24 protein-coding genes are annotated in these 25,344 nt (G+C 62.7%); 15 read left to right on the plus strand and 9 right to left on the minus strand.

Going from position 1 to position 25,344, the window contains the following annotated elements; all coding sequences use genetic code 11:
- The first annotated feature begins 46 nt into the window (after positions 1-46).
- Positions 47-1,408 (plus strand): amino acid permease, encoded by a 1,362-nt coding sequence (locus ACF8Q6_RS04945; RefSeq protein ID WP_392493395.1) that lies wholly within the window; start codon positions 47-49, stop codon positions 1,406-1,408.
- Positions 1,409-1,551: 143 nt separating this feature from the next.
- On the opposite strand, the gene ACF8Q6_RS04950 is transcribed toward ACF8Q6_RS04945, so the two are convergent.
- From ACF8Q6_RS04950 to gatC, 5 genes are all read right to left on the minus strand, one after another.
- Positions 1,552-2,595, minus strand: a complete 1,044-nt coding sequence (locus ACF8Q6_RS04950; protein WP_392493393.1) for a calcium/sodium antiporter — start codon at positions 2,593-2,595, stop codon at positions 1,552-1,554.
- Positions 2,596-2,655: 60 nt separating this feature from the next.
- The gene (locus tag ACF8Q6_RS04955) at positions 2,656-3,030 is read right to left on the minus strand and encodes a septal ring lytic transglycosylase RlpA family protein (protein WP_003255170.1); all 375 of its coding nucleotides are present in this window, start codon (positions 3,028-3,030) and stop codon (positions 2,656-2,658) included.
- Positions 3,031-3,158: 128 nt separating this feature from the next.
- On the minus strand, positions 3,159-4,604 hold the full coding sequence (gatB, locus tag ACF8Q6_RS04960; RefSeq protein WP_003255169.1) for an Asp-tRNA(Asn)/Glu-tRNA(Gln) amidotransferase subunit GatB: 1,446 nt from the start codon (positions 4,602-4,604) through the stop codon (positions 3,159-3,161).
- An 11-nt stretch (positions 4,605-4,615) separates the two neighbouring features.
- Entirely contained in the window at positions 4,616-6,067 is a 1,452-nt protein-coding gene (gene gatA / locus ACF8Q6_RS04965) for an Asp-tRNA(Asn)/Glu-tRNA(Gln) amidotransferase subunit GatA (protein WP_392493391.1), read from the minus strand.
- Positions 6,068-6,082: 15 nt separating this feature from the next.
- Positions 6,083-6,370, minus strand: coding sequence for an Asp-tRNA(Asn)/Glu-tRNA(Gln) amidotransferase subunit GatC (gene gatC / locus ACF8Q6_RS04970; RefSeq protein WP_003255165.1), 288 nt, complete (start codon positions 6,368-6,370; stop codon positions 6,083-6,085).
- 205 nt (positions 6,371-6,575) lie between these two features.
- Between gatC and mreB the strand changes: the two genes are divergently transcribed.
- The 8 genes from mreB to tldD all read left to right on the plus strand — a co-directional run bounded on the left by mreB (position 6,576) and on the right by tldD (position 17,648).
- Positions 6,576-7,613: a rod shape-determining protein MreB gene (mreB, locus tag ACF8Q6_RS04975; RefSeq protein WP_003255163.1), complete on the plus strand. Its 1,038-nt coding sequence runs from the start codon at positions 6,576-6,578 to the stop codon at positions 7,611-7,613.
- Positions 7,614-7,838: 225 nt separating this feature from the next.
- On the plus strand, positions 7,839-8,798 hold the full coding sequence (mreC, locus tag ACF8Q6_RS04980; RefSeq protein WP_392493390.1) for a rod shape-determining protein MreC: 960 nt from the start codon (positions 7,839-7,841) through the stop codon (positions 8,796-8,798).
- Positions 8,798-9,286, plus strand: a complete 489-nt coding sequence (gene mreD / locus ACF8Q6_RS04985) for a rod shape-determining protein MreD (RefSeq protein WP_003255161.1) — start codon at positions 8,798-8,800, stop codon at positions 9,284-9,286. Before mreC ends, mreD begins: the two co-directional genes overlap by 1 nt.
- Before the next feature lie 32 nt (positions 9,287-9,318).
- Positions 9,319-9,930, plus strand: a complete 612-nt coding sequence (locus tag ACF8Q6_RS04990) for a nucleoside triphosphate pyrophosphatase (RefSeq protein WP_003255159.1) — start codon at positions 9,319-9,321, stop codon at positions 9,928-9,930.
- Positions 9,931-9,984: 54 nt separating this feature from the next.
- The gene (gene rng, locus ACF8Q6_RS04995) at positions 9,985-11,442 is read left to right on the plus strand and encodes a ribonuclease G (protein WP_003255158.1); all 1,458 of its coding nucleotides are present in this window, start codon (positions 9,985-9,987) and stop codon (positions 11,440-11,442) included.
- Positions 11,443-11,524: 82 nt separating this feature from the next.
- The gene (locus ACF8Q6_RS05000) at positions 11,525-15,346 is read left to right on the plus strand and encodes a YhdP family protein (protein WP_392493389.1); all 3,822 of its coding nucleotides are present in this window, start codon (positions 11,525-11,527) and stop codon (positions 15,344-15,346) included.
- A gap of 8 nt (positions 15,347-15,354) precedes the next feature.
- Positions 15,355-16,206, plus strand: a complete 852-nt coding sequence (locus ACF8Q6_RS05005; RefSeq protein WP_392493388.1) for a carbon-nitrogen hydrolase family protein — start codon at positions 15,355-15,357, stop codon at positions 16,204-16,206.
- Positions 16,207-16,208: 2 nt separating this feature from the next.
- A complete protein-coding gene (tldD, locus tag ACF8Q6_RS05010; RefSeq protein ID WP_003255154.1) occupies positions 16,209-17,648 on the plus strand; it encodes a metalloprotease TldD in 1,440 nt (479 codons plus the stop codon).
- Positions 17,649-17,705: 57 nt separating this feature from the next.
- Here tldD and yjgA read toward each other — a convergent pair whose 3' ends face one another.
- A complete protein-coding gene (gene yjgA, locus ACF8Q6_RS05015; protein WP_003255152.1) occupies positions 17,706-18,227 on the minus strand; it encodes a ribosome biogenesis factor YjgA in 522 nt (173 codons plus the stop codon).
- 109 nt (positions 18,228-18,336) lie between these two features.
- Here yjgA and pmbA point away from each other — a divergent pair, with 109 nt between their 5' ends.
- The 6 genes from pmbA to ACF8Q6_RS05045 all read left to right on the plus strand — a co-directional run bounded on the left by pmbA (position 18,337) and on the right by ACF8Q6_RS05045 (position 23,704).
- Positions 18,337-19,683, plus strand: coding sequence for a metalloprotease PmbA (gene pmbA / locus ACF8Q6_RS05020; RefSeq protein ID WP_012051309.1), 1,347 nt, complete (start codon positions 18,337-18,339; stop codon positions 19,681-19,683).
- A gap of 243 nt (positions 19,684-19,926) precedes the next feature.
- Positions 19,927-20,328, plus strand: a complete 402-nt coding sequence (locus ACF8Q6_RS05025; protein ID WP_012051310.1) for a hypothetical protein — start codon at positions 19,927-19,929, stop codon at positions 20,326-20,328.
- Complete coding sequence (locus ACF8Q6_RS05030) at positions 20,321-21,697, plus strand: class II fumarate hydratase (RefSeq protein WP_392493386.1); 1,377 nt, start codon at positions 20,321-20,323, stop codon at positions 21,695-21,697. Before ACF8Q6_RS05025 ends, ACF8Q6_RS05030 begins: the two co-directional genes overlap by 8 nt.
- Before the next feature lie 27 nt (positions 21,698-21,724).
- Positions 21,725-22,186 (plus strand): hypothetical protein, encoded by a 462-nt coding sequence (locus ACF8Q6_RS05035; protein ID WP_014755435.1) that lies wholly within the window; start codon positions 21,725-21,727, stop codon positions 22,184-22,186.
- Between the two features lies 1 nt (position 22,187).
- On the plus strand, positions 22,188-22,799 hold the full coding sequence (locus ACF8Q6_RS05040) for a superoxide dismutase (RefSeq protein WP_003255144.1): 612 nt from the start codon (positions 22,188-22,190) through the stop codon (positions 22,797-22,799).
- An 11-nt stretch (positions 22,800-22,810) separates the two neighbouring features.
- Positions 22,811-23,704 (plus strand): ZIP family metal transporter, encoded by an 894-nt coding sequence (locus tag ACF8Q6_RS05045; protein ID WP_014755437.1) that lies wholly within the window; start codon positions 22,811-22,813, stop codon positions 23,702-23,704.
- Between the two features lie 27 nt (positions 23,705-23,731).
- On the opposite strand, the gene ACF8Q6_RS05050 is transcribed toward ACF8Q6_RS05045, so the two are convergent.
- Genes ACF8Q6_RS05050 through ptsN form a run of 3 tightly spaced genes read right to left on the minus strand, consistent with a single transcriptional unit; the run spans position 23,732 to position 25,344 of the window.
- The gene (locus tag ACF8Q6_RS05050) at positions 23,732-24,004 is read right to left on the minus strand and encodes an HPr family phosphocarrier protein (protein ID WP_003255140.1); all 273 of its coding nucleotides are present in this window, start codon (positions 24,002-24,004) and stop codon (positions 23,732-23,734) included.
- 18 nt (positions 24,005-24,022) lie between these two features.
- On the minus strand, positions 24,023-24,877 hold the full coding sequence (gene rapZ / locus ACF8Q6_RS05055) for an RNase adapter RapZ (RefSeq protein WP_003255139.1): 855 nt from the start codon (positions 24,875-24,877) through the stop codon (positions 24,023-24,025).
- Between the two features lie 2 nt (positions 24,878-24,879).
- Positions 24,880-25,344: a PTS IIA-like nitrogen regulatory protein PtsN gene (gene ptsN, locus ACF8Q6_RS05060; RefSeq protein ID WP_003255137.1), complete on the minus strand. Its 465-nt coding sequence runs from the start codon at positions 25,342-25,344 to the stop codon at positions 24,880-24,882.

Below are 25,344 nucleotides of genomic sequence, written 5' to 3' on the forward strand. Positions count from 1 at the left end.
GCAAATAACAGAAACAACACTGCCTCACTGAGCTAAAGGACACTTCATGCAAGACCAGAGCACGCCCGAGCGGTTACAGCGCGGGCTGAAGAATCGCCATATCCAGCTGATCGCGCTGGGCGGGGCCATCGGTACCGGGTTGTTCCTGGGCATTGCCCAGACCATCCAGTTGGCCGGCCCCTCCGTGTTGCTGGGCTACGCCATCGCCGGCCTGATGGCCTTCCTGATCATGCGCCAGCTGGGCGAAATGGTGGTGGAAGAGCCGGTCGCCGGCAGCTTCAGCCACTTCGCCCACCAATACTGGAGCGAGTTCGCCGGCTTTGTCTCAGGCTGGAATTACTGGGTGGTGTACGTGCTGGTCGGCATGGCCGAGCTGACGGCGGTCGGTATCTACGTGCAGTACTGGTGGCCGGACTTCCCCACCTGGGCCACGGCGGCGATCTTCTTCGTGGTGATCAACCTGATCAACCTGACCCAGGTAAAGGTCTATGGCGAGATGGAGTTCTGGTTCGCTTTGGTCAAGGTAGTAGCCATCGTCAGTATGATCGGCTTTGGTGCCTGGTTGCTGGGCAGCGGTCATGGTGGCCCGGATGCCAGCGTGGCCAACCTGTGGCAGTACGGCGGCTTCTTCCCTAACGGCGTCACGGGTCTGGTAATGGCCCTGGCAGTGATCATGTTCTCGTTCGGTGGCCTGGAGTTGGTCGGCATCACGGCTGCCGAGGCTGACAACCCGCGCCAGAGCATCCCCAAGGCCACCAACCAGGTGGTGTACCGTATCCTGATTTTCTACATCGGTGCCTTGGCAGTGCTGTTGTCGCTGTACCCTTGGCAGAAGGTGGTGCAAGGCGGCAGCCCGTTCGTGATGATCTTCCACGAACTGGACAGCGACCTGGTGGCGACCATCCTCAATATCGTGGTGTTGACGGCTGCGCTCTCGGTGTACAACAGCTGTGTGTACGCCAATAGCCGTATGCTGTTCGGCCTGGCCAGCCAGGGCGATGCGCCGCGTCAGTTGCTGAAGGTGAGCCGTAGCGGCGTACCGCTGACCGCGCTGGCCGTGTCGGCCTTTGCGACCGGCCTGTGCGTGCTGATCAATTACCTGATGCCGGGCGGGGCCTTTGGCTTGCTGATGGCGTTGGCAGTGTCCGCGTTGGTGATCAACTGGGCGAGCATCAGCATTACCCACCTCAAATTCCGCAAGGCCAAGCTGGCCGCCGGGATCACCCCCTTCTACAAAAGCCTGGGGCACCCACTGACCAACTACCTGTGCCTGGCGTTCATCGTGCTGATCCTGGTGGTGATGTACCTGACGCCGCCGATTCGCATCTCGGTAATGCTGATCCCGGCATGGATCGCTGTGCTGTGGGTGGCCTTCAAGCTGAAGAAGGCTCGCCAGGCCAAGGGCTGATCGGGTTTGTTCGTAAGGGGTATGCCGTTAGATTTTCGGCGCCTGTGAGATCGAGCGCCGCGCGGGCGGCGCTCGATCTCACAGGCGATGAAAGCCTAAAGGCATGCGTCTGGCGGCCCTGACGTGTTCCCCTTCCATGCCCCTCAATGCTGCCTCCGCCAGGCACGCACAGTGGTGTACAGCAACACCGTAGCGAGCACCGGCAGTACATAGAACAGCATCAATCGCTCCAGGCGGCCAGCCAGCGGCATACCCATGGTAAAAGCCGCCACATGAAGGCCGTAGGCCAGGTACAGGCAAAGAAACACCAGGCCTTCTGCGCGAGTGATGCGGTAACCGGAATAGAACACTGGCAGGCTCAGGACAGCAACGCCGAGCATTACAGGCAGATCGAAAGACAGCGCGTTAGGCGAGATCGACAGGGGTTCCGGGGTGATCAGTGCGGTCAGGCCCAGTACGGCCAGCAGGTTGAACAGGTTGCTGCCGATCACCGTGCCCACGGCGATCTCCCGTTCGCCACGCAAGGCGGCGATCAGCGCAGCGGCCAGTTCCGGCAGGGAGGTGCAGATGGCGACGACCGTCAGGCCGATAATACGCTCGGACAGGCCCAGGTCGGTGGCCACCTCGATGGCAGCTTCCAGTAGCAAGTGGCCCGCCAGGCTCAGCAGGCCAAGGCCGACCAGTATCTGCAGCAGCGTACCTGACCAGAAGCGCCCGGCTCCGGACCTGGCGGCGTCCGGGGCCGGGTAGGTGCGTGCGTAATGGCGCGACTGATGCCAGAGCATTGCCAGGTAACCGGCCAGCCCCAGCAATAGCAGTGCCCCTTCAACCCTGCCCAGGTGAGCATTGGCGGACAGTGCATACACCAGCCCGCTGGCAAGGATCATCAAGGGAATGTCCAGGCGCACCAGCTGGCGTGACACCCGTAGCGGGATGATCAGCGCGGCCAGGCCGAGAATGACCAGCACGTTGAAGATGTTGCTGCCGATCACGCTGCCTACTGCCACATCCGGCGCCCCTTGGTAGGCGGCCTGCAGGCTTACGGTCAATTGTGGCGCGGTACTGCCGAAGGCCACCAGGCTCAGGCCTATGATCAGCGGGCGAACGTGCAGGCGCTGCGCCAGGCGCAAGGCGGAGCGCACCAGTAGCTCGGCGCCACCGATCAGCAACAGCAGGGCAACGCCCATTTGCAGCAGGCTAAAAGTGGGGAGGGTGGCCAGGTCGAAAATGGTCGGACTCCTGTCGCGTCAGTCGCTAAGCCCTTGTACGCGCACGCGCGCTGTTCCGCTACGGAGCATACCGATTTTTTCTGCTGCGGCGCGAGACAGGTCGATCAGGCGGCCGCGGGTGTGCGGGCCACGGTCGTTGATGCGTACCACCACGCTGCGCTGGTTGGCCATGTTGGTCACCCGTACACGTGTACCGAAGGGCAGGCTGCGGTGGGCGGCGGTAAGGCCGTGCTGGTTGAACGGTTCGCCACTGGCGGTGCGTTTGCCATGGTGGCGCGAGCCGTAGTAGGAAGCGGTGCCCGTCTGGTCGTAGCCGCGCGGGTCGATGTCATGGCTGGCGCAGCCGGCCAGAAAAGAAAACAGGGCGAGGGTGCCGAGGGATCGTTTTAGCAAGTCAGGTGCTCTCCGGTGCGACCATTCGCGGGTAAACCCGCTCCTACAGGGAAAACACTGGTTTGTGTAGGAGCGGCTTCAGCCGCGAACGAGGGCGAAGCCCTCGCAGCATTACAGGGGTAAAACCATCACCCTTCGAGCTTGGCCTTGAGCAATTGGTTCACCTGCCCCGGGTTGGCCTTGCCTTTGGAGGCTTTCATGGCCTGACCGACGAAGAAGCCGAACATCTTGCCGCGCTTGGCCTCATCGGCTGCGCGATATTGTTCGACCTGCTCGGCATTGGCTGCCAGCATTTCGTCGAGCATCTTGTCGATCGCACCCGTGTCGGTAACCTGTTTCAGGCCTTTGCTTTCGATGATGCTGTCGGCATCGCCTTCACCGGCGGCCATGGCCTCGAACACGGTCTTGGCAATCTTGCCGCTGATGGTGTTGTCACGAATGCGCAGCAGCATGCCGCCCAGTTGCGCAGCGCTGACCGGCGCCTGATCGATTTCGACACCCAGCTTGTTCAGCAGGCTACCCAGTTCGACCATGACCCAGTTGGCCGCCAGCTTGGCATCACCACCAATTTTCACCACTTCTTCGAAGTAGTCAGCCTGTTCGCGGCTGGAAGCCAACACGTTGGCGTCGTAGGCCGACAGACCGTACTGAGTCTGGAAGCGCTCGACCTTCTGTGGCGGCAGCTCCGGCAGGCCGGCGCGAATGGTTTCGAGGAAGCTGTCCTCGATGACCACCGGCAGCAGGTCGGGGTCGGGGAAGTAACGGTAGTCGTTAGCTTCCTCTTTGCTGCGCATGGAGCGGGTTTCGTCCTTGTTCGGGTCGTACAGGCGTGTTTCCTGCACGACTTTGCCACCGTCTTCGATCAGGTCGATCTGGCGCTGGATTTCGCTGTTGATCGCGCGCTCGATGAAACGGAACGAGTTGACGTTCTTGATTTCGCAGCGAGTGCCGAACTCGGTCTGCCCTTTCGGGCGGATCGATACGTTGCAGTCGCAGCGCAGCGAACCTTCGGCCATGTTGCCGTCGCAGATGCCCAGGTAGCGCACCAGCGCGTGGATTGCCTTGACGTAAGCCACGGCTTCCTTGGCGCTGCGCATGTCAGGCTCGGAGACGATTTCCAGCAGCGGGGTGCCGGCACGGTTCAGGTCGATGCCGGTGGAGCCGCTGAAGTCTTCGTGCAGGCTCTTGCCGGCGTCTTCTTCCAGGTGCGCGCGGGTTACGCCGATGCGCTTGATGGTGCCGTCTTCCAGCGCGATGTCCAGGTGGCCCTTGCCGACGATCGGCAGGTCCATCTGGCTGATCTGGTAGCCCTTGGGCAGGTCGGGGTAGAAGTAGTTCTTGCGTGCGAACACGTTGCGCTTGCCGATTTCGGCATCGATGGCCAGGCCGAACATGCACGCCATGCGCACGGCCTCCTCGTTCAGCACCGGCAGTACACCGGGCATGCCCAGGTCAACCAGGCTGGCCTGAGTATTCGGCTCGGAGCCAAAGGTGGTAGCGCTGCCGGAGAAGATCTTCGACTGGGTGGCGAGCTGAGTGTGGATTTCCAGCCCGATCACAACTTCCCATTGCATGTGTGAATTCCTCAGAAGCCGTTGGGGGCGCGGGTATGCCAGTCGGTCACCTGTTGGTAGCGGTGCGCGACGTTGAGCAGGCGGCCTTCCTGGAAGTACGGCGCCAGCAGTTGCACGCCGACCGGCAGGCCGTCGACGAAGCCCGCAGGCATCGACAGGCCAGGCAGGCCCGCCAGGTTGGCGGTGATGGTGTAGACGTCTTCGAGATAGGCGGCAACCGGGTCGCTGCTCTTGGCGCCAAGCTTCCAGGCCGGGTTTGGCGTGGTCGGGCCGAGAATCAGGTCGACATCGTTGAAGGCGGCCATGAAGTCGTTCTTGATCAGGCGGCGGATTTGCTGCGCCTTCACGTAATAGGCGTCGTAGTAGCCGGCCGACAGGGCGTAGGTACCGACCATGATGCGGCGCTGTACTTCAACGCCGAACCCTTCGCCGCGTGAGCGCTTGTACAGGTCGGTGAGGTCTTTGGGCTCTTCACAGCGGTAGCCGAAGCGTACGCCGTCGAAACGCGACAGGTTGGAAGAGGCTTCAGCCGGGGCGATCACGTAGTAGGCCGGAATGGCATGCTGCATGTTCGGCAGGCTGATTTCCTTGACCACTGCGCCGAGCTTTTCCAGCTCTTTGACGCTGGCCTGGACCAGGTCGGCGATGCGTGGGTCGAGGCCGGCACCGAAGTACTCTTTCGGCAGGCCGATGCGCAGGCCCTGCAGCGAAGCGTTCAGGCTGGCGCTGTAGTCCGGCGCCGGTTCTTCGATGCTGGTGGAGTCCTTGGCGTCGAAACCGGCCATACCTTGCAGCAGCAGCGCGCAGTCCTCGGCGGTGCGGGCCAGTGGGCCGCCCTGGTCGAGGCTGGAGGCGTAGGCAATCATACCCCAGCGCGACACACGACCGTACGTCGGCTTGAGGCCGGTGAGGTTGGTCAGTGCCGCTGGCTGGCGGATCGAGCCGCCGGTGTCGGTGCCCGTGGTGGCGGGCAGCAGGCGCGCGGCCACGGCAGCGGCCGAACCACCGGACGACCCGCCCGGAACGTGCTCGAGGTTCCACGGGTTCTTCACCGCGCCGTAATGGCTGGATTCGTTGGCCGAACCCATGGCGAACTCGTCCATGTTGGTCTTGCCCAGGGTGACCATGCCGGCTTCGGCCAGCTTGGCGACCACGGTGGCGTCATAGGGCGCCTTGAAGTTGTCGAGCATCTTCGAGCCGCAGCTGGTGCGTACGCCGTTGGTGCAGAACAGGTCTTTGTGGGCGATCGGTGCACCCAGCAGCGCACCGGTTTCGCCAGCGGCGCGACGGGCATCGGCGGCACGCGCCTGGCCCAGGGCCAGGTCGTCGGTGATGCTGATGAAGCTGTTGATCTGCGGGTCGAGCTGTTTGATGCGCGCCAGCAGTGCGCCGGTCAGCTCTTCGGAAGAAAACGATTTGTCGGCGAGTCCGCGGGCGATCTCGGCCAGGGTCAATTGATGCATGGCAGGCTCTATCCCTTACTCGATGACTTTGGGAACCAGGTACAGACCGCTTTCGGTCGACGGCGCGATGGCCTGGTAGGCATCGCGCTGGTTGCTTTCGGTGACTTGGTCAGGACGCAGGCGCTGGCTGGCCTCCAGCGGGTGGGCCAGGGGCTCGATGCCAGTGGTATCGACCGCTTGCATCTGGTCGACCAGGCCGAGAATGCTGTTCAGGGCGTCGGTAATGCGTGGCAGTTCGCCATCATTCAGGCCCAGGCGGGCCAGATGGGCGATCTTTTCCACGTCGCAGCGTTCAAGCGCCATGAGGATCTCCAAGGGAAACAAAGAACGGAATTTGGGTCCGCGGTGAGGAACATGTCAGCTTTCTGGCGGTCTAACGGCCGCGAAATTCTGCTGGCGTGCTCGGAAAAACAGCCAATTTAACATATTGGCTCCTTGCCCAAAATCCCTGCCATTGTTAGAGTTTGCCGCACTTTTTTACCCACGCTTTCCCCAGGGTCACTTTCCCATGTTCAAGAAACTGCGTGGCATGTTTTCCAGCGATCTTTCTATCGACCTGGGTACTGCCAACACCCTTATTTACGTGCGTGAGCGCGGTATCGTCCTGAATGAGCCCTCGGTTGTTGCCATCCGTACCCATGGCAACCAGAAAAGCGTTGTCGCCGTCGGTACCGAAGCCAAACGCATGCTGGGCCGTACGCCTGGCAACATTGCAGCCATTCGTCCGATGAAAGACGGCGTCATTGCCGACTTCAGCGTCTGCGAAAAAATGTTGCAATATTTTATCAACAAGGTTCACGAGAACAGCTTCCTGCAGCCGAGCCCGCGCGTGCTGATCTGCGTGCCGTGCAAGTCGACCCAGGTCGAGCGCCGCGCCATCCGCGAGTCGGCCCTCGGTGCGGGTGCCCGTGAAGTGTTCCTGATCGAAGAGCCAATGGCCGCTGCCATCGGTGCCGGCCTGCCGGTTGAAGAGGCCCGCGGTTCGATGGTCGTCGATATCGGTGGCGGTACCACTGAAATCGCCCTGATCTCGCTGAACGGCGTGGTCTATGCCGAGTCCGTCCGCGTTGGCGGTGACCGCTTCGACGAAGCCATCGTTACCTACGTGCGCCGCAACTACGGCAGCTTGATCGGCGAATCCACCGCCGAACGTATCAAGCAGGAAATCGGTACTGCCTACCCAGGTGGCGAAGTACGTGAAGTCGACGTGCGTGGTCGTAACCTGGCCGAAGGTGTACCGCGTGCCTTCACCCTGAACTCCAACGAAGTGCTCGAAGCGCTGCAGGAATCGCTGGCGACCATCGTCCAGGCGGTCAAGAGCGCCCTCGAGCAATCGCCGCCGGAGCTTGCCTCGGACATCGCCGAGCGCGGCCTGGTGCTGACCGGTGGTGGTGCGCTGCTGCGTGACCTCGACAAACTGCTGGCCCAGGAAACCGGCCTGCCGGTGATCGTCGCCGAGGACCCGCTGACCTGCGTCGCCCGTGGCGGCGGTCGCGCCCTGGAGATGATGGACAAGCACGCGATGGACCTGCTCTCCAGCGAGTGATCCCGCTCGCTGTTCACGAGCGCCCGGTTTACAGGTAGTACGTACAGTGCTACCTGTATGCGCTGGGCTGGCGCCCGTTTGGGCGCCGTATCCGTCAACCCGCAACCAGGCTGGTGCGTTGTTCCATGTCCAATGACCTCCTGAGTCGTCCACGAGGAACGGCCCATTAAACCGCTTTTCTCCAAGGGCCCTTCGCTGGGCGTTCGCCTGCTCGTTCTGGTGGTGATGTCGGTCGCGTTGATGGTTGTCGACGCGCGCTTCGACGTGCTCAAACCTGTGCGCAGCCAGATGGGCCTGGTGCTGATGGAGTCGTACTGGATCACCGATTTGCCACAGCGTGCCTGGCAAGGTGTGGCCGGCCAGTTCGGTAGCCGCACCGAGCTGATTGCCGAAAACGAGAAGCTCAAGACCGAAGCCCTGCTGCTGCAGGGGCGCCTGCAGAAGCTGGCGGCCCTGACCGAGCAGAACGTGCGGCTGCGCGAGCTGCTCAATTCTTCGGCGCTGGTCAACGAAAAGGTTGAAGTGGCCGAGCTGATCGGTGTCGACCCCAACCCGTTTACCCACCGCATTCTGATCAACAAGGGTGAGCGTGATGGTGTGTTCCTGGGCCAGCCGGTGCTCGATGCCCGCGGCCTGATGGGCCAGGTCGTAGAGTTGATGCCCTATACCGCGCGGGTGCTGTTGCTGACCGATACCACCCACAGCATTCCGGTGCAGGTCAACCGCAACGGTCTGCGAGCCATCGCCAGCGGCACTGGCAACCCGGAGCGCCTGGAGTTGCGCCACGTGGCCGACACTGCCGACATCAAGGAAGGCGACCTGCTGGTCAGTTCCGGCATGGGGCAGCGCTTTCCTGCCGGCTACCCGGTGGCCACGGTCAACGAAGTGATCCACGATTCCGGCCAGCCCTTTGCCATCGTCCGTGCCATCCCCACCGCCGCGCTCAACCGCAGCCGCTATATGTTGCTGGTGTTCAGTGACCGGCGTAGCCCGGAGCAGCGCGCCACCGATGCCGCCATTGCCCAGGAAGAGGCTGACCGCAAGGGCGCTGCACCTGCCGGCCAGCCGGCCGCGTCGGTCACGCCGGCAGCACCGGCAGCACCGGCCACTCCGGTCGCGCAGCCAGCAGCCCCGTCTGCTGCACCTGCCACGCCGGCCGCACCCGCTCAACCCCGGAGGCAATGATGGCTGCATCACGCCGCAATAACGGCTGGGTCATCTGGCTTACGTTCGCCATCGGCCTGCTGCTCAGCGTTTCCCCCATGCCGCAGTTCATGGAAGTGTTCCGGCCCATGTGGCTGGCCTTGCTGGTGTCGTTCTGGACCCTTGCCGTGCCGAACAAGGTCGGCATGACCACGGCATTCGTGCTGGGCCTTGCCGAGGACGTGCTGTATGGCACGCTGCTGGGGCAGAATGCGCTGGTCCTTACCCTCATCACCTTCTTGGTGCTGTCCCTGCAGCAGCGTCTGCGCATGTTCCCCATGTGGCAGCAAAGCCTGGTCATTCTGGTGATCTTTGGTATCGCCCAGTTGATCCAGCTGTGGCTCAGTGCACTGACCGGCAACCGCCTGCCCACCCTGGCGCTGGTCTGGTCGGCGGTGATCAGCGCCTTGCTCTGGCCGTGGATCAGCTTTGCCTTGCGCGACCTGCGTCGACGCTTGCACATCAACTGACGGCAACGCGCCACTGACAGGGAGATGTCTGCATGACCCCGCTATACCTGGCTTCAGGCTCGCCCCGGCGTCGTGAACTGCTGACGCAGATCGGCGTGCCGTTCATTGTCATCAGTGCCCCCATCGATGAATCTCCGCTACCCAGCGAAAGCGCCCCTGCCTACGTCGAACGCCTGGCCCGGGCAAAGGCCGCCGCCGGCCTGGCCCGTGTCGACGGCCCGGCTGTAGTGCTCGGCGCAGACACTGCCGTGGTGCTCGATGGTCGTATTCTCGGCAAGCCGGAAAACCGTGAAGATGCCTTGGCCATGCTGGCTGACCTGTCAGGCCGCGAGCATCAGGTGCTGACCGCTGTCGCCCTGGACGATGGCCAGCGAGTGCACAGTTTTTGCGTGACCAGCACAGTGCGCTTTCGCGCCATCAGCACCGATGAAGCGCAACGCTATTGGGCCAGCGGTGAGCCAGCTGACAAGGCTGGCGGCTATGCCGTCCAGGGGCTGGGTGCGGTTTTCGTCACCGGTCTTTCCGGCAGCTATTCGGCGGTGGTCGGCTTGCCGCTCTGTGAAACGGCCGATTTGCTTGGCCAGTTCGGCATCGCCTGCTGGCAATCGCTCGCGCATACGCCAGAGGTAACAAACCCGCAGTAGCCAGCAGTGCATACGCCATCCATCATTAGAAAGAACCTTTGACGAGAGCCTGCCATGAGTGAAGAGATCCTGATCAACATCACCCCGATGGAGTCACGTGTGGCGGTGGTGGAAAACGGGGTGCTGCAGGAAGTGCATGTCGAGCGCACCCAGCGCCGTGGCATCGTCGGCAATATCTACAAGGGCAAGGTGGTGCGTGTGCTGCCAGGCATGCAGGCGGCCTTCGTCGACATCGGTCTCGAGCGCGCAGCGTTTATCCATGCCTCGGAAATCTCCCAGCGCGAAGGCTCGGCGGTAGAGAACATCACCGCACTGGTACATGAAGGCCAGGCCCTGGTGGTGCAGGTGACCAAGGACCCGATCGGCACCAAGGGGGCGCGCCTGACCACCCAGCTATCGATCCCGTCGCGCTACCTGGTGTACATGCCACGCAGCAGTCATGTCGGTATTTCGCTGAAAATCGAGGACGAGGCCGAGCGTGAGCGCCTCAAGCAAGTGGTCAGCGACTGCATGGACAGCGAGAACATCAAGGATGCCGGCGGCTTCATCTTGCGCACCGCCGCCGAAGGCGCGCGTGCCGAGGAGATCTTGCAGGACATCCGTTACCTGCGCCGCCTGTGGGAGCAGATCGGCACCCAGATCAAGACCTGCGGCGCGCCCACGGTCATTTACGAAGACCTTGGTCTGGCCCTGCGTACCCTGCGCGACCTGGTCAATCCGAAGATCGAGAAGATCCGCATCGACTCGCGGGAAACCTTCCAGAAGACCACGCAGTTCGTTGGCGAGTTGATGCCGGAAATTGCCGACCGCCTCGAACATTACCCCGGCGAGCGCCCCATCTTTGACCTGTACGGTGTCGAAGACGAGATTCAGCGGGCTCTGGAGCGCAAGGTGCCGTTGAAGTCCGGCGGTTACCTGGTGGTCGACCCGGCCGAAGCGATGACCACCATCGACGTCAACACCGGGGCTTTCGTCGGCCATCGCAACCTCGAAGAAACCATCTTCAAGACCAACCTCGAGGCCGCTACCGCCATCGCCCGACAACTGCGCCTGCGCAACATTGGCGGCATCATCATCATCGACTTCATCGACATGGAAGACGAAGATCACCAGCGTCAGGTACTGCGTACCCTGGAAAAACAGCTGGAGCGCGATCACGCCAAGACCAACATCATCGGCATCACCGAGTTGGGCCTGGTGCAGATGACCCGCAAGCGTACGCGGGAAAGCCTGGAACAGGTGCTTTGCGAGCCGTGTCTGGCCTGTCAGGGCCGCGGCAAGCTGAAAACACCCGAGACCATCTGTTACGAAATATTCCGCGAGATCCTGCGTGAGGCCCGTGCCTATCAGGCTGAAGGCTACCGTGTGCTGGCCAACCAGAAGGTGGTCGACCGCCTGCTCGATGAAGAGTCAGGCAACGTGGCGGAACTGGAAGCCTTCATCGGTCGAACCATTCGCTTCCAGGTCGAGTCGATGTATTCGCAGGAACAATACGACGTGGTGCTGCTCTGAGGCCTTCTGAAATAAGCCACTGCATCGTCGTGCTGGCAAAACCGGCACGACGGGCCATCATGGATAAACGACTTGGAGGGCCATGGCCATGGGACGTCTGAACCGCGTTCTTGTTGCTCTGACCCGCTGGGGGTTGGGCGTATGTGCCCTGCTGGCAGTATTGGTGGCGCTGTATGTCAGCCTTGGTCGTGAACTGGTGCCGCTGGTAGCCGAGTACCGTGCCGACGTAGAAAGCAAGGCCGAGCAGGCGCTGGGCATGCCCGTGCATGTCGGTGCCCTGGAAGGGCACTGGAGCGGACTGGCCCCTGTGCTGCGGGTGCGCGACCTGCAATTGGGCGAAGGCACCAAGGCGCTCCGGCTGGACGACGTCATGGTGGTGCCCGACATCTGGGCCAGCCTCACCGCCCGCGAAGTCCGCCTGGCGCGCATCCAGCTGGGCGGGCTGCAACTGATCCTTCGCGAGAACGAGCAGGGCGCCTGGAGCCTGGAAGGCCTGCCGAAGAAGGACGACGCGCCGCTGGACCCTGCCGACTTGCTGCAGCGCCTGCGCCAGCTGGGGCGCATCGATGTGTTCGACAGTCTGGTCACTCTGCACCCCTGGCAGCGCGACCCGCTGACCCTGACTTATGTGAGTGCCGGCCTGCAGGCCGGTGCCACCCGTCAGGCCTTGGATTTGCGTGCGACCCTGCCTGACGGCCAACCCCTGGCGTTGAGCCTGAAGAGCCGTATGTCGGCCGACGCTTGGCGTGATGGCGAGGTAGAAGCCTATGTCAGCCTGCCGCAAAGTGACTGGGCACATTGGTTGCCGCCCAGGGTGTTGGGCCAGTGGCATGCTGACACCCTGCGGGCGGGCGGTGAGTTCTGGATCGGCTGGAGCAAGGGGCAGTTGCAACGGGCCGTCGTCAGGCTCAATGCACCCAGGCTGGAGGGGGCCTATGCCGGGCGCAAGGCTGCCAACCTGAATAATCTGGCTTTGGGCGCCTGGTTCCAGCGCCGGGAGCAAGGCTTCGATGTGGTCGTCGACTCGTTGGCCATGGACCTCGGCAAGGCCCGTTGGGAGTCTCACCTGCAGTTGCAGCAGCGCCCTGGCCAGAACGCGGCCGATGAAAGCTGGCAGTTACAGGCCGACCGCCTCGACCTCACCCCGCTGACTCCGCTGATCGACGCCCTGGCCCCCCTGCCGGACAAGGTCAAGGATGTGGTCGATGGCTTGAAGGTGACCGGTGCGTTGCGCAATGTGCGCCTCGAGGCCAGGCCCAAGGCCGAAGGTGACCAGCGCCTGCAGTTCGCAGCCAACCTGGAGAAGGTAGGCTTCGATGCTTATCACAACGCCCCGGCGGCCGGTAACGTCAGTGGCAGCATCAGTGGTGACCTGGGCCACGGCGAGCTGCGCCTGGATACCGATGCGTTCATGCTGCATCTGTACCCGATCTTCGCCAAGCCCTGGCATTACCAGAAGGCGAATGCGCGCTTGACCTGGACCTTGGACAAAGACGGTTTCACCCTGATTGCGCCCTACCTCAAGGTGCTGGGCGAGGAGGGCAAGATCGCCGGTGACTTCCTGATTCGCCTGTTGTTCGAGGAAGGTCGCGAGGACTACATGGACCTGCGCGTCGGCCTGACCGAAGGCGATGGCCGCTTTACTGCCAAGTATCTGCCCGAGGTGCTCAGCCCGGCGCTCGACGAGTGGCTACGCAGCGCTATCGTCAAAGGCGCTGTGGATGAAGGCTACTTCCAGTATCAGGGCTCGCTGAACCATGGCGCATCCCCGCAAGCGCGCAGCATCAGCCTGTTCTTCAAGGTGCATGACGCCGCGCTGGACTTCCAGCCCGGTTGGCCACAGGTGCAGCATGTCGATGGCGATGTGTTCATCGAGGACAGTGGCGTGCGCATCAAGGCCCAGCGAGGCGTGCTCCTCGACACCAAGGTCAGCGATGTGAATGTCGATATCCCGCATGTCGACGGTGACCAGCAAAGCCATCTCTATCTGGATGGCGACTTCGACGGTAGCCTGGGTGATGGCCTGAAGATTCTCAAGGAAGCGCCAATCGGCACCGGTGAAATTTTCGCCGGCTGGGAAGGTGAGGGGCCGCTGAAGGGCAAGGTCAAGCTCGATATCCCGCTGGCCCATGGGCAGCGCCCAAAGGTGCAGGTGGACTTCACCACCCACGATGCGCGCCTGAAAGTGGCCCCGCCAAGCCTGGAGTTGAACCGCCTGAAGGGCGACTTCAGCTTCGACTTCGACAAGGGCCTGAGTGGTAAAGGCATCAGTCTGCAGGCCTTCGGCAAGCCGGTAACGGCGCAAATAACCGCTGAAGGTCAGGCTGGGCAGATGCAGACCCGCATCAATGCCAACGGCCAGGTTTCGCTCAAGACGCTGACTGACTGGTTGCAGTTCAAGCAAGCCTTGCCGGCCTCCGGTGACCTGCCCTATCAGTTGCAGCTCAGTCTGGGGAGCCGGGACAACCGCCTGAGTGTCACTTCCAGCCTCAAGGGTCTGGCCATCGACCTGCCGGCTCCGTTCGGCAAAGCGGCAGCAGATACCCGTGACAGCCGTTTCAACATGAGCCTGCAGGGCCCGGAGCGGCAATTCGATGCTGCCTACGCCGACCTTGCCCGCTTTGCCTATGCTGCACCGGCTGAGACGTTGGCTCAGGGCCGTGGCGAGCTAGTGCTGGGCACAGGCGACGCCCGGGTACCTGTCAGCCAGGGGCTGAGGGTGCGCGGGCGCCTGGAGACCCTGGACCTGGCCCCTTGGCAAGAGCAGGCGGGCCGGCTGGCTGGGGACGACCCCGGTGGCAGCGCGCGGCAGAACCTGCAAAGCGTCGACCTGAGCATCGGCCAGTTGAAAGCCTTCGGCATGGACCTGAACCAGGCCGTAGTACGCCTGGCCCGGGGCGGCCCGGCCTGGGATTTGCGCCTCGACAGCAAGGAAGTCATCGGTAATGCGCGCGTACCGGATGCCAAGGGCGCGCCCATGGTCGTGCGCATGCAGACCTTGCGGCTGCCTGCCGCCAGCGCCGCTGAACAGCAGGCTGAAGACGGCCCCGACCCGCTGGCCTCGTTCGATCCGCGCAAAGTCCCGGCACTGGACCTGAGCATCGACAAGCTCTATCGCGGTGACGATCTTTATGGCAGCGCCGCAATCAAGCTGCGGCCGACCCCACGTGGCGTTACAGCCAGTGATATCGACCTCGACCTCAAGGGGTTGCGCATCGATGGCGGTGGGGGTTGGGAGGGTGAAACGGGCAAAACCAGCAGTTGGTACAAAGGGCGCCTTGACGGCAAGAACCTGGCGGATGTGCTCAGCGCCTGGGGCTTCGCCCCGACGGTGACCAGCCGCGACTTCCGCCTGGATGTGGATGGCCGCTGGCCGGGTTCGCCGGCTGCGGTGGGCCTGAAGCGCTTCTCGGGCAGCATGGATGCAGCACTGCGCACCGGCCAGTTCGTCGAGGTCGAAGGCAGCGCACAGGCGCTGCGGGTGTTCGGCCTGCTCAACTTCAACTCGATTGGCCGGCGCCTGCGTCTGGACTTTTCCGACCTGTTTGACAAGGGCCTGGCCTATGATCGGGTCAAGGGCTTGCTGGTGGCCAGCAGTGGCGTGTACGTAACCCGCGAACCGATTACCGTGACCGGCCCGTCGAGCAACTTCGAGCTCGACGGCACGCTGGACATGGTCAGCGACCGGGTCGATGCTGACTTGCAGGTGAGCCTGCCGGTGACCAACAACCTGCCGCTGGCGGCGTTGATCGTCGGCGCGCCGGCGGTGGGCGGTGCGCTGTTCCTGGTCGATCGGCTGATCGGTGACCGCGTGTCACGCTTTGCCAGCGTGCACTACCGTGTCGAAGGGCCGTGGAAAGAGCCTAGAATCACCTTTGTGAAACCTTTCGAGAAATCCCGCTAGGAGTACCCATGAAGGCAGCGGTAATCCAGATGGTCAGCCAGGACGACGTGCAGACCAACCTGCAGCGTGCCGGTGCCCTGTTGGAGCAGGCCGCATTGGGCGGCGCACGGTTGGCGGTGCTGCCGGAAAACTTTGCCGCCATGGGTCGCAAGGACGCTGCTGCCATCGGCCGTGCCGAAGCCTTGGGGGAAGGGCCCATTCTGCCGTGGTTGAAACGCACCGCCCGCGACCTCAAGTTATGGATTGTTGCCGGTACTTTGCCCTTGCCACCGTTCGGCCAGCCCGATTTCAAGGCCCATGCGTGCTCGCTGCTGGTCGATGAACACGGCGAGGTGGCGGCAAGGTATGACAAGCTGCACTTGTTTGATGTGGACGTGGCCGACAACCGGGGCCGTTACCGCGAGTCGGATGACTACGCGCAGGGTGCTCAGGTGGTGGTGGCTGATACGCCGGTCGGGCGGCTGGGGCTGAGCGTGTGTTACGACCTGCGCTTTCCCGAACTGTACAGCGCGCTGCGCGCTGCCGGCGCGGAGCTGATCACAGCGCCAGCAGCTTTTACCGCAGTGACCGGTGCAGCACATTGGGAGGTGCTGGTGCGTGCCCGGGCCATCGAAACCCAGTGTTACCTGCTGGCTGCGGCACAGGGCGGCGCCCATCCTGGCCCACGGGAAACCCATGGCCATGCGGCGATCGTCGACCCTTGGGGACGCATTCTCGCAGAACAGGCGCAAGGTGAAGCGGTACTGCTTGCCGAGCGCGACATTGAAGAACAAGCGTCCATTCGGGCGCGCATGCCGGTGGTATCGCACCGGCGCTTTTTTTCGCAGGGCGCGTTGCGGCCTGCGCATACCTCGGAGTGACTATGAGCCAGATGTTATCCACCGTCAGTGAGCAGCTCCTGGCCCCAGGCGGCTTGACCCTGGACAGCCTGCAGAGCGTGCTGGGTGAGTTGGCTGGCCCCGGCATCGACGCCGCCGACCTGTATTTCCAGGGCCAGATCTCGGAAACCTGGGCGCTGGAAGACGGCATCGTCAAAGAGGGCAGCTTCAACCTCGACCAGGGCGTGGGCGTGCGTGCCCAGTCCGGCGAAAAAACCGGCTTCGCCTACAGCAACGCGATCAACCTTGAAGCGCTGACCTCGGCAGCCCGTGCCGCCCGTTCGATTTCCCGTGCCGGGCAAAACGGCACGGTGCAAGCCTTCCGCAGCCAGGAGGTGGCCGCTCTGTATACCGCGGACAACCCGCTGGACGTGCTCAGCCGTGCCGAAAAGGTCGAGCTGCTTAAGCGTGTCGATGCCGCCACCCGTGCCCTGGACCCGCGCATTCAGCAAGTCAGCGTGAGCATGGCCGGGGTCTGGGAACGCATTCTGATTGCCGCGGCCGATGGCAGCCTGGCCGCCGACGTACGCCCGCTGGTGCGCTTCAATGTCAGCGTCATCGTCGAGCAGAACGGTCGTCGTGAGCGTGGCGGGCAGGGCGGTGGCGGGCGTACCGATTACCGCTACTTCACCGAAGAGCGGGTGATGGGCTATGCCCGCGAGGCCCTGCGCCAGGCCCTGGTGAATCTGGAAGCGATCCCGGCACCGGCCGGTACCTTGCCGGTGGTGCTGGGCTCGGGCTGGTCGGGCGTGCTGTTGCACGAAGCGGTCGGCCATGGCCTGGAAGGCGACTTCAACCGCAAGGGCAGTTCGGCGTTCAGTGGCCGCATTGGCGAGAAAGTGGCGTCGAGCCTGTGCACCATCGTTGACGATGGCACCCTTGAAGGCCGCCGCGGCTCGTTGAGCGTGGACGACGAAGGTACCCCGACCGAGTGCACCACGCTGATCGAGAATGGCGTGCTCAAGGGTTACATGCAGGACAAGCTGAACGCGCGCCTGATGGGCATGGCCGTGACCGGCAACGGCCGCCGTGAATCCTACGCGCACCTGCCGATGCCACGCATGACCAACACCTACATGCGAGCCGGCGAAAGCGACCCACAGGAGATTATCGCGTCGGTGAAGAAGGGTATCTACTGCGCCAACCTCGGTGGTGGGCAGGTGGATATCACCAGCGGCAAGTTCGTGTTCTCCACCAGTGAGGCCTACCTGATCGAAGACGGCAAGATTACCGCGCCAGTGAAGGGCGCAACCCTGATCGGCAATGGTCCCGAGGCGATGAGTCGGGTTTCGATGGTCGGTAACGACCTGGCACTGGACAGCGGGGTAGGGACGTGCGGCAAGGACGGGCAGTCGGTGCCGGTCGGGGTGGGGCAACCTACCTTGAAACTGGATGCGATTACCGTGGGCGGTACCGGGGCTTGATGGCCTCGGGAGCCATTGTAGGAGCAGGCACGCCCGCTCCCACAAGGCCCCAGTCCGTCAGCGCAACCCGCGCTGCAACTCGTCGAGGTCGCGGATGTACTTGAACACCTTGCGCGCGGCGGCAGGCGGCTTGTTCCGCGCCTTCTCGTGCTGGGCATGGCGCACCAGCGAGCGCAGCTGCTGGCGGTCGGTGTCGGGGTACTCATTGACGAAGCGCTCGAGGTCTTCGTCGTTACCGTCGATCAACCGGTCACGCCAGCGCTCCAGGCTGTGGAAACGTTCGTTGTACTGGCGAGTCGAGCTGTCCATCTGTTCGAGCAAGGCATGGATGGCATCGAGGTCTTGCACGCGCATGAGCTTGCCGACGAACGACATGTGGCGTTTACGGGCGCCATGAGCGGTGTGCTTGCTGGCCTCGGCCAGTGCCTTGCGCAGCTCGTCGGTCAAAGGCAGGCGCGCCAAGGTATCGGCCTTGAGGGTGGTAAGCCGCTCGCCGAGTTCGACCAGCGCATGCAGTTCGCGCTTGATCTGGGTTTTGCTTTTTTCGCCGTCGAAGGCGTCGTCGTTTGAATCAACCATGGTGGCAGTCCGCTAGAAATCGCCGCCATGATAACCAGTCGGGGGCCGCTTGTCCGGCCCGGTCGTAGAATGACCCCAAGCCGTACGCAGAATTTGAGTGGAGAGAACCATGAGTGCAGTCCAGAGCGTAGGTCCGAAAGACCTGCCAGCATTGCAGGAACAGGTCGAGGCGATCATCGCCGAGGCGCGTCGGCAGGGGGCCAGTGCCTGCGAAGTGGCGGTGTCGCTGGAGCAAGGGCTGTCCACCACCGTGCGCCAGCGTGAGGTCGAAACGGTCGAGTTCAACCGCGACCAAGGCTTTGGTATCACCCTTTATGTTGGCCAGCGCAAAGGTTCGGCCAGCACCTCGGCCAGTGGTCCGGAGGCGATTCGCGAGACCGTCGCCGCAGCGTTGGCAATTGCCAGGCATACCTCCGAGGATGAATGCTCGGGCTTGGCCGACGCAGCGCTGATGGCGCGTGAAATCCCGGATCTGGACCTGTACCACGACTGGGATATCGAGCCCGAGAAGGCCATCGAAATGGCCCTGGCCTGCGAGGCAGCGGCGTTCGACGCCGACCCGCGCATCCTCAACGCCGATGGCACCACCCTCAATACCCACCAAGGCTGCCGCGTGTATGGCAACAGCCATGGATTCATCGGTGGTTACGCCTCGACCCGGCACAGCCTGAGCTGCGTGATGATTGCCGAAGGCGACGGGCAGATGCAGCGTGACTACTGGTACGACGTGAACCGCCAGGGCAACCTGCTGGCCGACCCGAGCAGCATCGGCATGCGCGCTGCCCAGCGTGCCGCTAGCCGCCTTGGCGCCCGACCGGTGCCGACTTGCGAGGTACCGGTGCTGTTCTCGGCCGAATTGGCCGGTGGCCTGTTCGGCAGCTTCCTGTCGGCTATTTCCGGCGGCAACCTGTACCGCAAGTCGTCGTTCCTGGAGGGTACCATTGGCCAGCGCCTGTTCCCTTCCTGGCTGACCCTCGACGAACGCCCGCATATTCCGCGCGCGTTGGGCAGCGCCGCCTTCGACGGTGATGGCCTGGCCACCTATGCCAAACCGTTTGTCGACAAAGGCGAGCTGGTGTCGTACTTGCTGGGTACCTATTCGGGGCGCAAGCTGGGTTTGCCGAGTACGGCCAATTCGGGTGGTGTGCACAACCTGTTCGTCAGCCACGGTGTCGAAGATCAGGCCGCGCTGATTCGCCGCATGGGGCGCGGGCTGCTGGTGACCGAACTGATGGGGCATGGCTTGAACATGGTGACGGGGGACTATTCCCGTGGTGCGGCGGGGTTCTGGGTCGAGAATGGCGAGATTCAGCATGCCGTACAGGAAGTCACCATCGCCGGAAACATGAAGGACATGTTCCAGCAGATTGTCGCGATTGGCAGCGATCTTGAAACCCGTAGCAATATTCATACGGGCTCGGTGTTGATCGAGCGGATGACCGTTGCTGGTAGCTGATCTTTAGCCTGCGCCGGCCCTAGCGCGGATCCATCCGCTCCTACACGGGTAGACGCACATCGGGGCGGGGACACAGGCCGTTGTAGGAGCGGGTTTACCCGCGAAGAGGCCGGCACAGCACTTCACCTTTCTCTGCAAATCCGAAGACCCGGCCCTCGCGCCGGGTTTTTATTTCATCACCTTTTTCTTGAAGTGATTCTATTTATCACTTAATAATGAATATCATTATCCAGTAACCCGGCGATGATGTTCATGAAATCCGTCCTCCGCGAACTCCCCTATCTGGAAAACTGGCGCTGGCTCAGCCGGCGCATTCGCTGTGCGCTCGACCCCGACGAGCCGCGCCTGATCGAGCATTACCTGGCCGAAGGCCGCTATCTGGTGTGCTGCACCGAAACCTCGCCATGGACGGTGGCACTGACAGCGTTTCGCCTGCTGCTGGATACCGCCTGCGATCGCATGCTCCCCTGGCATTGGCGTTGTCTGTGCCTGGACCAGGCCTGGCGTCCTCTGCTGGACCTGCGCAACCTCGACCGCCAGGAACAGAACCAACGCTGGCAACCCTACGCCCTGCAGCTGGCCAATTGCCGTCTGCTGCCTTCGATTTCTCCCGATGAACTGATGCAAGGATTTGATGATGAGTGATACCCGTATCGAGCGTGACAGCATGGGTGAGCTGCAGGTGCCGGCCCAGGCCCTCTACGGCGCCCAGACTCAGCGCGCGGTCGACAACTTCCCGATCAGCGGCCAGCGTATGCCGGCCCAGTTCATTCGTGCCTTGTTGCTGGCCAAGGCCGCTGCGGCCAAGGCCAACGTCGAACTGGAGCAACTGTCTGCCGGGCGGGGCCAGGCTATCGTCAAGGCAGTCGAGCAATTGCTGGCCGAGGACTTCATCCAGCACTTCCCGGTGGATGTGTTCCAGACAGGCTCTGGCACCAGTTCGAACATGAACGCCAATGAGGTGATCGCCACCTTGGCTACCCATGTACTGGGTGAGGCGGTCAACGCCAATGACCACGTCAACTGTGGCCAGAGCAGCAATGACATCATTCCGACCACCATCCACGTCAGCGCCGCGCTGGCCCTGCACGAGCAGTTGCTGCCAGCCCTGGCGCACCTCGTACAGGTGATCGAGGTCAAGTCGGCACAAGTACATCAGTTCGTGAAGACCGGTCGTACTCACCTGATGGACGCGATGCCCGTGCGGATGAGTCAGGTGCTGGATGGCTGGGCAGCGCAGATCAATGCTGCCAAGGCGCACATCGAAGGTGTGCTGCCGCGCTTGCAGGCGCTGGCCCAGGGCGGAACCGCCGTGGGTACCGGCATCAATGCCCATCCGCAGTTCGCTGTCGGTTTCGCTCGCCAGCTCAGTGGCCTGACCAAGATCGAGTTCACGCCCGGCCAGAACCTGTTCGCACTGATCGGCTCGCAGGACACTGCCGTGGCTTTGTCTGGCCAGCTCAAGACCACTGCGGTGGCGTTGATGAAAATCGCCAACGATCTGCGCTGGATGAACTCCGGCCCGCTGGCCGGTCTGGGCGAAATCGAGCTGCAAGCTTTGCAGCCGGGCTCTTCGATCATGCCAGGCAAGGTCAACCCGGTGATCCCGGAGGCCACTGCCATGGTCGCCGCCCAAGTGATTGGCAACGACGCGACCATCGCCGTCGCAGGCCAAGCCGGTAACTTCGAGCTGAACGTGATGCTGCCGGTGATCGCCCGCAACCTGCTGGAAAGCATCGAGCTGATGGCCAACGTCAGCCGCTTGCTGGCCGACAAAGCCATCGCCAGCTTCAAGGTCAACGAAGACAAACTCAAGGAAGCCCTCGCGCGCAACCCGATTCTGGTCACGGCGTTGAATCCGATCATCGGCTACCTCAAGGCCGCCGACATCGCCAAGACCGCCTACAAGCAGGGGCGTCCAATCATCGATGTGGCGCTGGAGCACACCGACCTGTCCCGCGACCAGCTTGAAACGCTGCTGGACCCGGAAAAACTCACCGCCGGCGGTATCTGACACTGCGTCACCGCCCAGGAGACAACCATGCAGCACTGGAAACGCACCACGGAAACCGCCAACCGCCTATTCGAACAAGGCGAACTGGTGGACGCCCGGGAACACTACCTGCAAGCCTTGGCGTTGGCCCAGGTGCTGTTCGAGCGCTGGCATGACGTGGACGAAGCGGTGGCTGCATTCGTCATCGCCCACCACAACCTGGCTGACCTGCACCTGCGCCTTGACCAGCCGCATGAAAGCGCCGACTACCTGTGCGCTGCTCATCAGCGACTGCTGCAGGCCTGCCAGGAAGCGCGCCTGCCTCAGGCACTGCGTGATGCCGCCTTGCGCCACAGTGCACGCACTTACACCGAGCTGCTGAGTTTCATTGCCGAGTATGGCCAGTACCCGCGTACCGAACGCTTGCTCAACCGCCACAGCGCCGGGGCCAGCGAGCTCGCTGCCCAGCCGGATGTGGCGCCCAGAACCCATGCCTACGGAATTCACTGACATGCCCCATACCTTGCCTGCATTGCCATACGCCTACGATGCGCTGGAACCCCACATTGATGCCCAGACAATGGAAATCCACCACACCAAGCATCACCAGACCTACGTGAACGGCCTCAATGCCGCCCTCGAAGGTACCGAATGGGCCGAATGGCCGGTGGAAAAACTGGTCGCTGCCGTCAAGCAACTGCCGGAGAACCTGCGTGGCGCTGTTACCAATCATGGTGGCGGTCACGCCAACCACAGCCTGTTCTGGACTGTCATGTCACCTCAGGGCGGTGGCGAGCCTGTGGGCCAGCTGGCGCAAGCCGTCACAGCACAACTTGGCGGCTTCGAGGCTTTCAAGGAGGCTTTCACCAAAGCCGCGTTGACCCGCTTCGGCAGCGGTTGGGCCTGGCTCAGCGTGACGCCGCAAAAAACGTTGGTGGTGGAGAGTAGCGGCAACCAGGACAGCCCGCTGATGCACGGCAATGCGCCGATCCTGGGCCTGGACGTGTGGGAGCACGCTTACTACCTCAAGTACCAGAACCGTCGTCCGGAATACATCGGTGCCTTCTACAACGTCATTGACTGGGTGGAAGTTGAACGTCGTTACCTTGAAGCCCTGAAGTGAGTCGGACCGGTATGCGTTCTGAGGTGATGTCTGTCAGCAGTGTGCGCCTGTTCCGCCTGGCGCTTGGGACTTTGCTTTTGCTGGCTGGCGCCGCGTTACTGGTGGCGCGGGGCCTCGCCTGGCTAGACCTCGACCCGCGCATGCTGCGCGCCCTGGAGGGCGGTGCTTTATGCGCGCTGGGTACGGCACTGGGCGCAGTACCGGTACTGGTCATTCGCAATATGCCCGTGGCGCTGGCGGATACGCTGTTGGGCTTCGGTGCTGGCGTGATGCTGGCGGCCACCGCGTTTTCCCTGATCATGCCGGGCCTGGCGGCGGCTCAGTCGATTGGCTTCAGCCCTTGGGGGGCAGGTGGCCTGATCAGTTTTGGCCTGATGTTCGGGGCGTTGTGCCTGTTCCTGGTCGACCTCAAGGTATCCTGGGCTTCGCCGGAGGCGTTGGTGGGCACAGCAAATCAGCCGGTGATTGCAGCGCGCATCTGGCTGTTCGTGATTGCCATCATTGCCCACAACATCCCCGAAGGTATGGCCATTGGTGTGTCGGCCGGGGGAGGTATGGCCGACGCCGACAGCCTGGCCATGGGCATTGCCTTGCAGGATGTGCCTGAGGGGCTGGTGATCGCGCTGGTGCTGGCAGGGGCGGGCATGCCGCGCTTCAAGGCCTTCCTGATCGGCGCAGCCTCAGGCTTGGTCGAGCCGGTGGCGGCGCTGATCTGTGCCTGGCTGGTGAATGTTGCCGAACTGCTGCTGCCGCTGGGGCTGGCCTGTGCAGCGGGGGCGATGTTGCTGGTGGTCACCCAGGAAATCATCCCCGAATCGCGCAGCAACGGCCATCATCGTCTGGCCAGCCTTGGGCTGTGTACAGGCTTCTGTCTGATGATGGTGATGGATACCGCGATGTCCTGATCTTGTGCAAGCGCAGGTTTGCGAGGCCTATTCGCCTTCGTCAAAGAAATTGTTGATCAGTTCGACCAGTGCATCCATGGCGTCGTTGTCCTGCTCACCCTCGGTATGCAGGTGCACCTGGGTGCCCTTGCCTGCGGCCAGCATCATCACCGCCATGATGCTCTTGCCATCCACCAGCTTGTCCGGGGCGCGACCCACCCGTACCTGGCAGGGGAAGCGGCCGGCCACACCGACGAACTTGGCTGCCGCCCGGGCATGCAGACCCAGCTTGTTGATGATGGTGATTTCGCGGGCGGGCATCTGGGGTGGATCCTTGGGCTAGAGGTCGCGATGACGGACCTGGACGTTTTTCAGGGTTTGCTGCAGCTGTTGACCAAGGCGCTCGGTGATGTACACCGAACGGTGATGGCCGCCAGTGCAGCCGATGGCAATGGTTACGTAGGCGCGGTTGCTGGCAGCGAAGCGGGGCAACCATTTGAGCAGGTAGCTGGAGATGTCGTTGTACATGTCTTCGACATCCGGTTGTGCGGCCAGGTAGTCGATCACGGGTTGATCGAGACCTGAGTGCTCACGCAGTTCTGGTTTCCAGTAGGGGTTGGGCAGGCAGCGCACGTCAAAAACCAGGTCGGCGTCGACCGGCATGCCCCGCTTGAACCCGAACGACTCGACCAGAAACGCTGTGCCAGGCTCGGGTTGGTTGAGCAGACGCAGTTTGATCGAGTCACGCAACTGGTACAGGTTCAGGTTGGTGGTGTCGATCTTCAGGTCGGCCAGGTCGGCAATGGGGCCCAACAAATCGCTTTCCACGCGGATCGCTTCCGCGAGCGAGCGGTTGGCGTTGGTCAGGGGGTGCCGCCTGCGGGTTTCCGAGAAACGCTTGAGAAGGACCTCTTCATCGGCATCCAGGTACAACACGTCGCACTGGATGTGCCGTGCGCGGGCTTCTTCAAGCAGCTCGGGAAAACGCATCAGGTGGCTGGGCAGGTTGCGTGCGTCGATCGAAACCGCCACCTTGGGCTGCAGCAATTCGGTGTTGATCAGTGCATTTTCCGCCAACTGCGGCAATAGCCCGGCTGGCAGATTGTCGATGCAATAGAAACCGCTGTCTTCCAGGACATCGAGGGCGGTGCTCTTGCCGGAGCCGGACCGGCCGCTGACGATGATCAGGCGCATGTTCAGTGCTCGTTCTGTACGTCCAGGACAACCTGGAACAGGGCCTCGTTGCTGGTGGCCGCACGCAGTCGATCACGGACCTCCTTGCGATCGAGCATGCTGGCGATCTGACGCAGAAGTTCAAGGTGGGCATCGGTGGCCGCTTCGGGCACCAGCAGCACAAACAGCAGGTCCACCGGCGCGCCATCGATGGCGTCGTAATCGATAGGCGCTTCCAGGTGCAGCAAGGCGCTGACTGGCGCGGAGCATCCTTCAAGCCGGCAGTGTGGGATGGCGATGCCATTGCCGAAACCGGTAGAACCGAGCTTTTCCCGGGCTACCAGTTTTTCGAAGACGTCCTGCATCTCCAGTTCTGGCACTTGGTCGGCGATGACAGTGGCGACCTTTTCCAGGGCGCGCTTCTTGCTGCCGCCCGGCACGTTCACGAGGGAACGGCCGGGGGTCAGGATGGTTTCAAGTCGGATCAT

Origin of the sequence: Pseudomonas sp. GLN_2 (genome assembly GCF_043106005.1) — a bacterium.
GTDB lineage: Bacteria > Pseudomonadota > Gammaproteobacteria > Pseudomonadales > Pseudomonadaceae > Aquipseudomonas > Aquipseudomonas alloputida.